The sequence below is a fragment of the Rubrivirga sp. genome (assembly GCF_049648075.1).
Classification (GTDB): Bacteria; Bacteroidota; Rhodothermia; order Rhodothermales; family Rubricoccaceae; genus Rubrivirga.
Genome location: NZ_JBARYR010000581.1, coordinates 1 through 7897 on the forward strand (window position 1 = coordinate 1; position 7897 = coordinate 7897).

A 7897-nucleotide genomic window follows, 5' to 3' on the forward strand; every position below is an offset into this window, starting at 1 on the left:
CCGCCGGATCTGGGCGTTTACCGAGCGGGCGTACCGGCTCGCGGCCGAGGCCGGCCGGCGCCACGACGTCGGCTTCCGTGCGACCGGTTCCGTCCTGGCCGCCGGCTCCGACCTCGAGGCCGAGCGACTGTCTCGGTCCCACGATCTCCTACTCGAGGACGGCGTCGAATCCGCGTTCCTCGAGCACGCCGCCGCAAATGCGCGGATCGGTAGCGTCGGCTTCCCCGCCGCGCTCGTCGTCTCGATCGGCGGGACGATCGACCCAGTCCGGCTCGTCCGCGCCCTTGCGACGGAGAGCGGCGCGACCGTCCTCGAGGGCGCCCGTGTCACCGACCTCGAGCCTGGGTCAGGCCGGACACGAATCGTCCTCGAGGGCGGGGGAGAGGTCCGCACGGGCCGCGTGTTGATCGCGGCGAACGCCTACCTGCCGCAGCTTCGGCCCGAGCTGTCCCACGTCGTCCGGCCGGTCCGCGCGCAGATGCTCGCCACGGCTCCGGCGCCGCCGACGCTGGCAGCGCCGGTCTACTCGCACCACGGCTACGTCTACCTCCGCCAGCGTTGCGACGGCCGCGTCATGGTCGGCGGCGCCCGGCATCTGCACCGCGACCTCGAGGTCGGCTACGACGACCAGACCACGCCGGCGCTGCAAGCCGACCTCGAGGCCTACGTCGCCACGCACTTCCCGACGTTCGCCGGCCTCGAGGTCGAGCGCCGCTGGGCGGGCACGATGGGGTTCAGCCCGGACGGCCTGCCGGTGATCGGGGCCGTCCCTGGCCTCGAGGACGTGTTCTACGCCGCCGGCTTTACCGGTCACGGTATGGGCTACGCGCTCCGCTTCGGCGAACTCGCTGCGAGGACGCTACTCGGCGAATCCGATCCTGACCTCGACGTGTTCACCGCCGACCGCATGAAAGCCAACGCCGAGGCACCGGCGGGTGCCTTGGTGCGTTAGACCACCCAGACCAAGCTCCCTACCCATGGACACCCTCTATCGCACTCCTGTCGCGGCCCTCGGCGACGACGCCCGGGCAGCGTTTCTAACGCGGACGTACACGCACCTGCTCGGCGCCATCCTGGCGTTCGCCGGCATCGAGATCTTCCTGTTCTCGTCTGGCCTGGCGCAACCGATCGCTGGCGCGCTGCTCAACGCCCCCGGTGGCTGGCTGATGGTGTTGGGCGCGTTCGTGATCGGTGGCACCGTCGCGAGTAGCGTCGCCGCACGGGCCGAGAGCAAGGGCGCACAGTACGCGGCGCTCGCGGGCTACATCGTCCTCGAGGCGTTGATCTTCGTCCCGCTCCTGTACATGGCGTTCCTCCAGGTGCCGAGCGCGATCGGCAACGCGGCCTGGGTGACCGTCTTCGGATTCTCCGGGCTGACGGCCGTCGCCTTTTTCTCAGGCAAGGACTTTTCCTTCCTGGGCAGCTTTATCAAGTGGGCCGGCATCCTGGCGATCGTCGCGATCGTCTGCGGCGTGTTGTTCGGGTTCAACCTCGGCCTGTGGTTCTCCGTCGCGATGGTCGGCCTGGCCGGCGCCTCGATCCTGTGGACGACCTCGAGGATCCTGCGCGAGTACCCCCAAGACCGCTACATCTCGGCCTCGCTCGAGCTGTTCGCCGCCGTCGCCCTGATGTTCTGGTACGTGCTGCGCATCTTTATGAGCCGCGACTAACGCGCCCTTCGAAGAAGGAACCTGGCGGCACGTCGGCTTCGGCTGGCGTGCCGCTTGCGTTTGGGGAGCCGTCCTCGAGGACGGGCGTAAACAGTTCATGCGCAAACCCCTCGCCTGGATCGCCCTCAGCTCGGCCGCCGGCCTCGGCATCTACGCCCTGGCTCGGTGGGGCTACCCGGTCGTCGCCCGGACGTTCGAGGTCTACGACGTGCCCGACGGTCCCCTCGAGGACGTGCCCGAGCCTCCCGACCGCGCCGACGTCCAGGGCGAGGAGGACGGCGAAGGAGCCCGCTTCCACCGGACGTACTCGGTGACGATCCGCGGGTCCGACCTCGAGGCCGAGGGCTTGATGGCACAGGTCAAGAAGGACGTCCAGAGGTTCGTGCCGGACGAGGTCGCCCGGTTCGAAAAGACGGTCGGCGCAGGAGATCAGATGAGCGTGGGAGACGAGTACCACATCCACATCTCGGCCCCGTGGGACGGACCGGTCCGCGTCGGCGAGGTCACCGACACGTCGTTCACCCTCGTCACCCTCGAGGACCACCTCGAGGCCGGTCAGATCCGGTTCACGGCGTCCGACCTCGAGGGCGGCGGAGTCGGCGGCGACCTCCACTTTGTGATCGAGTCGTGGGCGAGAAGCCGCGACGCGGTCGTCGACGTGATGTACGACGACCTGGGCATCGCCAAAAAGGCGCAGCAGGCGATGTGGACGTTCTTCTGCAACCGCGTCGTCGAGGTGAGTGGGGGGGAGGCCGTCGGCGAGATCGAGGTCGTTACCGAGCGCGAGGCCGACGATGCCTAGCATCTGGGAGACCGCCGTCCCCGACCGCCCCGACTGGCGCCGCTACCAAGAGCGCTTGGAGGCCGTCCGCACGGCGCGGTACAACTTCGACCTCGACACCGACCGCGAGCTGACCGAGTCCGACGGCTGGCACCTCGACCACTACGACGCCGACCTGCCGCCCGAGCCGCCCGGCCCGCCGCTCCCGGACACGGACGCGCGGGCCTCGTTCGCGATCGCTCGGGACCTGATCCGCAACTACGCCTTCCCCGACCCCAAGCTGGTCACGGGCATCTTCTCCCCGGACGAGCCCGTAGAGGGGCGCCCGATGCTGCTCCGGGCACGCTTCCTCGCGTTCACGTTCTGGTTTGGTGTGCGCGTCGGCCGCGTCCTCGAGGGCGCCGTCGAGGTCGAGGGGGATCGCGTCTGGCGCTACGGCTACGACTACGCCACCCTCGAGGGTCACTTTGAGCGAGGGCAGATCACGTTCCAGGTTCAGAAGAACGAGCGGACGGGCGCCGTTTCGTTCGTCATCGACGCGTTTTCCAAGCCCGACCGGATCCGCAATCCGTTCTACCGGATCGGGTTCAAGCTGTTCGGCCGGAAGCTCCAGATCCAGTTTTCCGAGTCCGCGTGCGAGCGGATGCAGCGGTTCGTGCGCCAGGAGCTCGAAGCCCGAGCAAAAGGCGACCACGCGCCCCGCCACGAGACAGTCACACCGGAGCCGGTCTCCAAAGACGCCGACGCCCGCGATCAGATTGACGAGGTCGTCCTCGAGGGGCGTGAGGGGAATGGTTCTCCTCGTGCCTCGCAGTAGACTCTGGTCGCACCACTAGCCTCGACATGCGTCTCGCCGTCCTCGCATTCCTCGTCGCCCTCTCACCCGCGCTGTCGGCCCAAACCGACCTCGAGGCCAAGGTCCGCATGACCGTCACCGACCTTTTCGACGGGATGCGCGCCAGGGACACGACCGCCATCCGCGCGACGATGCATCCTGAGGCTCGGCTGATGACCGCGACCCCTCAGGGCGTCGTCGAGTCGCCGATCTCCGCGTTCCTGGCCGGCGTCTCCGACGCCCCTGTCATGCTCGACGAGCAGATCGAGGACGGCTACCCCGTCATGATCGACACCGACCTGGCCGTGGCGTGGACGCCGTACCGCTTCTACGCCGGAGAGCAGTTCAGCCATTGCGGCACCAACGCGTTCACCCTCGCCCGCATCGAGGACGCGTGGCAGATCGTCCAGATCGTCGACGTGCGCCGTCGCGACTGCGGCGACAACGACGGATAGACCCGGCCTCGAGGACGCTCACGACCCCATGACCATGATCTCCGATTCGCCATCGGCCGACCTCGACGTCCGCCAGCACAACTTCTCCGCCGGCCCGGGCGCCCTGCCCACGGAGGTGCTCGAGGAGGTACGAGACGAGATGCCGGCGTTCCCCGGACTCGGCGCGTCCATCGTCGAGGTCAGCCACCGCTCGGCCGCCTACACCGAGATCTTCGATCGCGCCAAGAGCCGGATGCGATCGCTCTTGGGGCTCGGGGACGACTGGCACGTCCTGTTTCTCCAGAGCGGCGCGTCGCTCCAGTTCCACCAGGTGCCGCTAAACTTCCTCGAGGACGGTGGCACCGCGGCCTACCTCGATACGGGAACGTGGAGCGCGAAGGCGATCAAAGAGGCCCAAGTCGTGGCTCGAGGCCGGCGCGCGCGCGTCGCCGTCGCCGCCAGCAGTGCCGAGGCCGACTACTCGTTCATCCCGACGCCGCGTGGGTGGAGCGTCCCGGCGGACGCGTCGTACCTCCACTACACCAGCAACAACACGATCGTCGGGACCCAATTCCACGACGAGCCGATCGTCGACATGCCGTTGGTGTGCGACATGTCGTCGGACTTTCTGAGCCGGCCCATCGAGGCCGAGCGCTACGGGCTGATCTACGCCGGCGCCCAGAAAAACCTCGGCCCGGCCGGCGCGACCGTCGTCCTGGTCCATGACGACTTCCTCAAGACCCGACAGGACGGTCTGCCGACGCTCCTCGACTACCAGACGCACGCGGCCAAGCTGTTCCACACGCCGCCCGTCTTCGTCGTCTACGTCATCGACAAGGTCTTGGGCTGGATCGAGCGTCACGGCGGCCTCTCTGGCATGGTCGAGCGCAACCGGGCCAAGGTGGACCGTCTCTACGGCGCCCTCGATGCGAGCGGCTTCTACCGCGGCACGGCCCGGGCGGACAGCCGCTCCCACATGAACGTCACCTTCCGCCTGCCGTCGTCCGACCTCGAGGACGCGTTCATCAAGGGCGCGGCTCACGAAGGCCTGCTGGCACTCAAGGGCCACCGGTCGGTCGGTGGCGTCCGGGCATCGATCTACAACGCGGTCGAGCCGTCGTCGGTGGAGGCGTTGGTGGACTACATGCGCCGCTTCGAAGCGGAGAGCGGGTAGCGAGCTGGAGCCCGTCTCTTCAGTTCCTGCGGTGATTTCGCAAGAACGCGCCGCGCTGCCGTTCCGGCGTCCCACGGCTGTTCCATCGCTCCCCGGCGTCCTCGAGGTCGCGGAGCCCGTCCTCGAGGGCGGAACGGGCGCGGTCGGTCGGCGTGTAGCGCGGCCGGCAGGGGGTGCCGTGGGGCCGTCCGTCCCCGCCGCTAGCTTGCCGGTCAACACTACACGTACCTATGAAGCGCCTCGTCGTCGTCGAGTCTCCCACCAAGGCCCGGACCATCCGCAAGTTTTTGCCGGCGGGGTACCAGGTCGAGGCCTCGATGGGACACGTCCGGGACCTGCCCTCGAGCGCGTCCGAGATTCCTGCCAAGGTCAAGAAGGAAAAGTGGGCGCGCCTCGGCGTCAACGTCGAGGACGGGTTCACGCCGCTCTACGTCGTCCCGAGCGACAAGAAGAAAGTCGTCAAGCAGCTCAAGGACGCCCTCAAGGACGCCGACGAGCTCTACCTCGCGACGGACGAGGACCGAGAAGGCGAGGCCATCGGCTGGCACCTGCTCGAGGTCCTCAAGCCCAAGGTGCCCGTCAAGCGGATGGTGTTCCACGAGATCACCAAGGAGGCCATCTTGAAGGCGCTCGACCAGACCCGCGAGCTCGACACGCGCCTGGTCGATGCCCAAGAAGCCCGGCGCGTCTTGGATCGGTTGGTCGGCTACTCCGTGTCGCCCGTCCTGTGGAAAAAGATCGCGCCCAAGCTTTCCGCCGGGCGCGTTCAGTCCGTCGCCGTTCGCATCCTGGTGGAGCGCGAGTGGGAGCGGCTCGACTTTATCTCGGCTAGCTACTTCGACCTCGCCGCCAAGCTCGAGCAAAAGGGCGTCTCGTTCGAGGCCAAGATGACGCATCTGGGCGACCAGAAGCTGGCGACGGGCAAGGACTTCGACGAGAAGACCGGCAAACTGAAAGAGAAGAGCGGAGCTCTCGTCCTCGATGAAGCCGTTTCGACAGCGCTCGCCGGTCGCCTGAAAGACGCGTCGTGGCGCGTGTCCGAGGTCGAGCAAAAGAAGGCCCGCCGTTCGCCGGCCGCCCCGTTCATCACGTCGACGCTGCAGCAGGAGGCCAACCGGAAGCTCGGCATGAGCGCTCGCCGGGCGATGCAGACGGCCCAGAAGCTCTACGAGCAAGGCCACATCACCTACATGCGTACCGACTCGACGGTGCTCTCGAAGGAGGCCATCGAGGCCGCGAGGGGTGCGGTCGAGGCCCGCTACGGCAAGGAGTACCTCTCTCCTAAGCCCCGGCAGTACGCGGGCAAGGTCCGCAACGCCCAAGAAGCCCACGAGGCGATCCGCCCGGCCGGAACGGGAATGCGGACCAAGTCCGAGATCGGCCTGAGCGGCGACGAGGCGAAGCTGTACGACCTGATCTGGAAGCGAACCGTCGCGTCCCAGATGGCCGAGGCCCGGCTGCTCCGCACCCGGGCGACCATCCTTGCGGCCGAGGGCACCGACGACGAGTCCACGTTCCGGTCGAACGGCCAGGTCATCGAGTTCCCGGGCTTTTTCCGCGCCTACGTCGAAGGCCGCGACGACCCGTCCGCCGCCCTCGACGACCGCGACAGCCCGCTCCCCGCGCTCGCTGAGGGCGACACGCCCGGCTGCAACGCCGTCGACGCCGTCGGGCACGAGACCAAACCGCCGGCGCGCTACACCGACGCGTCCCTGGTGCAGGCGCTCGAGAAAGCCGGCGTCGGCCGGCCTTCGACCTATGCGTCGATCATCGACACGGTCGTGCGTCGTGGCTACGTGATCCGCGAAAAGAACCAGTTGGTGCCGACGTTCACGGGCATGGCAGTCACGAACCTGCTGGCCAAGAACTTCGACCGGTTGGTCGATACCGACTTCACGGCCAAGATGGAGACCGAGCTCGATGGCATCGCTGACGGGTCCGAGGCGCGGGCGCCGTACCTCGAGCGGTTCTTTAACGGTCCGAAGGGACTCGAAAAGCAGATTGAGACGGGCGTCGAGACCATCGACCCGCGTGAGATCTCGACGATGCGCCACGTCAAGTGGGGCGACTACGAGGTACGCGTCGGTCGCTACGGTCCGTACACAGCCGCACCAGACGGAAGCACGGCCTCGATGCCGCCCGAGATGGCACCGGCCGACGTCCTCGAGGAAACGCTCCGCGGATTGGTCGATGCGAACGATGAAGAGCGCGTCGTCGGGATCCATCCTGAGGCCGGCGTCCCCGTCTTGCTCAAGGCCGGCCCGTACGGCCCCTACGTGCAACTCGGCGACGACGACCAGATGGAGGACAAGAAGGCGCCCAAGCCGAAGCGCACGTCGCTTCCCAAGGGCACCGAGCCCGGCGACGTCGACCTCGAATTGGCGGTCGCGCTGCTGGGGCTGCCGAGAACCCTGGGGCTCCACCCCGAGACCGGCAACCCGATCAAGGCGAACATCGGCCGGTACGGTCCCTACGTGCAGCACGAGCGGACCTTCGCCAGCCTCAAGCCCGCCGACGGCGACGACGTCCTCAAGGTGGAACTCGATCGTGCTCTCGAGTTGATCGCCCAGAAGCGCCAGAAGGCCGCGCCGCTACGGACGCTCGGATCGCACCCCACGAGCGGAAAGCCGATCGACGTCTTCGAGGGCCGCTACGGGCCGTACGTCAAGCACGTCAAGACGAACGCGACCATCCCAAAGGACATGGACAAGGACAAGATCACCCTCGAGGAAGCGGTCGCCCTCGTCGACGCCAAGGCTGCGAAGGGTGGGGCCAAGAAAAAGCGGGCGCCTCGCAAGAAGAAGGCGTCCTAGGCCGTGGCGGCGGTCGACCGAGTCGCCATCGTCGGCGGCGGGATCTCCGGGTTGGCGACGGCGCTCGCACTGCACCGTCGCGGTCACGAGGTCGCCGTCTTGGAGCGGGCGCCGTCTCTTCGAGAGGTCGGCGCCGGGATCGCGCTGTGGACCAACGCCACGCGCGCGCTCCGGTCGCTCGGCGTCCTCG

Annotated in this window: 8 protein-coding genes; all 8 read left to right on the forward strand. The window is 67.8% G+C overall.

Going from position 1 to position 7897, the window contains the following annotated elements; translation table 11 throughout:
• Positions 1–952, forward strand: a 952-nt coding sequence (locus WBA11_RS16105) for an NAD(P)/FAD-dependent oxidoreductase (protein WP_424521673.1), incomplete at its 5' end; no start/stop codon positions are given.
• Positions 953–977: 25 nt separating this feature from the next.
• Positions 978–1670, forward strand: a complete 693-nt coding sequence (locus tag WBA11_RS16110; protein ID WP_424521674.1) for a Bax inhibitor-1/YccA family protein — start codon at positions 978–980, stop codon at positions 1668–1670.
• 97 nt (positions 1671–1767) lie between these two features.
• On the forward strand, positions 1768–2472 hold the full coding sequence (locus WBA11_RS16115; RefSeq protein WP_424521675.1) for a DUF1990 family protein: 705 nt from the start codon (positions 1768–1770) through the stop codon (positions 2470–2472).
• Positions 2465–3268 (forward strand): DUF1990 family protein, encoded by an 804-nt coding sequence (locus WBA11_RS16120; protein WP_424521676.1) that lies wholly within the window; start codon positions 2465–2467, stop codon positions 3266–3268. The genes WBA11_RS16115 and WBA11_RS16120 overlap by 8 nt, the downstream gene beginning before the upstream one ends.
• 26 nt (positions 3269–3294) lie before the next feature.
• Positions 3295–3741, forward strand: a complete 447-nt coding sequence (locus WBA11_RS16125; RefSeq protein WP_424521677.1) for a nuclear transport factor 2 family protein — start codon at positions 3295–3297, stop codon at positions 3739–3741.
• A 28-nt stretch (positions 3742–3769) separates the two neighbouring features.
• The gene (gene serC / locus WBA11_RS16130; protein ID WP_424521678.1) at positions 3770–4894 is read left to right on the forward strand and encodes a 3-phosphoserine/phosphohydroxythreonine transaminase; all 1125 of its coding nucleotides are present in this window, start codon (positions 3770–3772) and stop codon (positions 4892–4894) included.
• 230 nt (positions 4895–5124) lie between these two features.
• On the forward strand, positions 5125–7707 hold the full coding sequence (gene topA / locus WBA11_RS16135; RefSeq protein ID WP_424521679.1) for a type I DNA topoisomerase: 2583 nt from the start codon (positions 5125–5127) through the stop codon (positions 7705–7707).
• A gap of 3 nt (positions 7708–7710) precedes the next feature.
• The coding region (locus WBA11_RS16140; protein ID WP_424521680.1) for an FAD-dependent oxidoreductase at positions 7711–7897 on the forward strand (187 nt) is incomplete at its 3' end.